This window comes from Chthonomonas sp. (assembly GCF_035294505.1).
Taxonomy (GTDB): domain Bacteria; phylum Armatimonadota; class Chthonomonadetes; order Chthonomonadales; family Chthonomonadaceae; genus Chthonomonas.
The window spans coordinates 1-2,346 of sequence record NZ_DATGKU010000252.1; the positions used below are offsets into that span (position 1 = coordinate 1).

Consider the following 2,346-nt stretch of genomic DNA (forward strand, 5'->3'; position numbering starts at 1 on the left):
TACAGGGTGTTGCATGAGTTTAGTGCAGAGGACGGTTTGGGGCGGAATGGGGATGGGAGCCATCCTTATGGTGGTTTGGTGTTAGGTTTAGGGGGTTGGTTATATGGGGAGACGTATGGGGGTGGTGGTTATGGGATGGGAGTGGTGTTTCGAGTGAGGGAGGATGGGAGTGGCTACCGGGTGTTGCACACATTTACGGGTGGTGTGGAGGGTTCTCATGCTTTGGGGAGATTGTTGTTATGGGGTGAGAAGTTGTATGGGGTATGTAGTGAGGGAGGGAGTTTAGGTGGGGGATGTGTGTTTGTGTTGGGAGTAGGTGGGGAGGGTTATAGGGTGTTGCATAGTTTTGGGGTAGATAGGGAGGGTTGGACGGGTTTAGGTAGCTTGGTGTTGTTGGGCAGCGAGTGGTTATATGGGGTAACGGAGAGTGGAGGCGTTGGTGGGCAGGGAGTGGTGTATCGGCTAAGGGCGGATGGGAGTGGTTTTAGGGTTGTGTACGAGTTTGGGAAGCGTTTAAGGAAGGTATCGGAGAGGTGATCGGGCTGAGGAGGCATCAAATTGAACCGGTAGTGTTCGATGTCAACTAAGCAAGCCGGTAAGAATGCGCTGAAGTGTTGAAGGATGGAAAGGGGTACTACAATGAGCAGATGGGGAACACAACGGGTATGGCTGGCTCTCTTGTTGTTATGGCCTAGCCCTTCCAAGGCTTTGAAGGCGGGGCCAATTTACTACACTCCTCCCACGCCGCTTTTATACAATCATCGGCTTGTGTTTTCCGTTCCGAAGGGCTGGCAACTGCTAAAAGCAACGGTGGGGTATTCTCGTGAAATACGTTCCCTCCCTATCTCCAAAGAGGGTCTTCTCCGTGACAGCCCTTTTTGGGATATGAATGGACTTACTCTTGTATTAGAGGCAAAGAACCACTCTAGGCAGTGCCTCACTCTCTGGGTACAATCGAATTGGCTGATGGACGGCAAAGACCTAGGCGACTTCACTCCACGCGCACCATTCCGCACCACTTCCGGGTTGAAAGGATGGTGGTCACCCGAAAGTTTTATCGTTGGGACACAGCGATTTGAAGGTCTGCTACGCCTCGATGTCCCTCCTGCACAGGGAGCTACTATCAATCTCGATAGAACCTATGGAACTATGATTTTGTTGGGGGTAAATACCGCCCAACCGCAACGTCGCCTCAACGCACTTCAAGAGCATCTTCTTCTTGCTTTGGGAAGAAGTATACGAATCAGCACACAGGAAGCAAAGCCGCCTTCATGGGTTTTGGCTTCCCCCAAGGGTGCCCTAAGCGGCCTGACCTACTCGCTCCCACCTTCAGCGTTACTCCTCGGCCAACGTATCTCCCTAAAGTTACCACCTGGATGGCATGTCTTCCCCGATGCGGAAGAGCAGGGTTCGGGGTGGATTAAAAATTTCGATTTCCGGTTAGCGCCCCTCTCCTCCAAAGCCGCCGATAAACTTCTTCGCTGTCATGTGGAAATAGACGATATCTCTCGGCTCGCCGACATTCGTAATGGGGGATGCGGCTATCCGTTTCAGACCCAACAGGGGCTTCATGGGTTTTTAGAACCGTTGTATCCCATTTCCTCTCTTTCTTTCACCCTCTATCTTCCACAGAGCCGTGTGACCCCAGAAGGGTTTCCAAGAGGGTATATGCTTCAATTTGATTGCGATTTTCCTCCAGGACAAAGCTTGCACACTGTGTGGCCTGTCGTAGGGCCTCTACTTTCCAGCTTGCAGCTTGAACCCCCGTTTCCTCAATCGAGACTTACCTTTAACTCTGAGTTTCCAGACTATCTCATCAATACACCGGTTTGGTATTTTTCTCTTCCTTCGCTTTGCATTGGAGTAGAACCAGCTTTATATGGAGCGGTGGCTCTGCATGGCCATGACGGAGTAGGGGCGCTTTATAGGCTCTCTCCCAACGGCACCGGCTTTCGCATCCTTCATTCCTTTGCTCCCCTCCAACCCGACTTCTCCAACCAAGACGGAGCCTTCCCCTTCGCTCCCCTCGCTCAAGATGCTCACCAAAACCTCTTCGGCACCACCTCCACAGGAGGACCTGCTTGCGACGGCACCCTCTTCACCCTTGCCCCCGATGGCTCCCACTTCCACCTCCTTCATGCCTTCTCCGGCCCCGATGGCGCCCTGCCCTATGCCGGTGTCCTCCCCTCCAAAGACGGATGGCTCTACGGAGTGACGGATGAAGGAGGGCTGTACGGTAAGGGGGTGGTGTATCGGATAAGAGAGGATGGAACCGGCTTTCAGGTGTTGCATTCGTTTGGGGGGAAGGATGGAGCCTATCCGTTGTTGGTGGAGTTGGTAGAGGGG

Annotated in this window: 2 protein-coding genes; both read left to right on the forward strand. The window is 53.0% G+C overall.

Going from position 1 to position 2,346, the window contains the following annotated elements; translation table 11 throughout:
- Nucleotides 1-537 (forward strand): choice-of-anchor tandem repeat GloVer-containing protein (locus VKV18_RS15095; RefSeq protein ID WP_324205010.1); only part of this gene is annotated, 537 nt, incomplete at its 5' end.
- A gap of 102 nt (nucleotides 538-639) precedes the next feature.
- Nucleotides 640-2,346: choice-of-anchor tandem repeat GloVer-containing protein (locus VKV18_RS15100; RefSeq protein ID WP_324205011.1), on the forward strand; the 1,707-nt coding region annotated here is incomplete at its 3' end.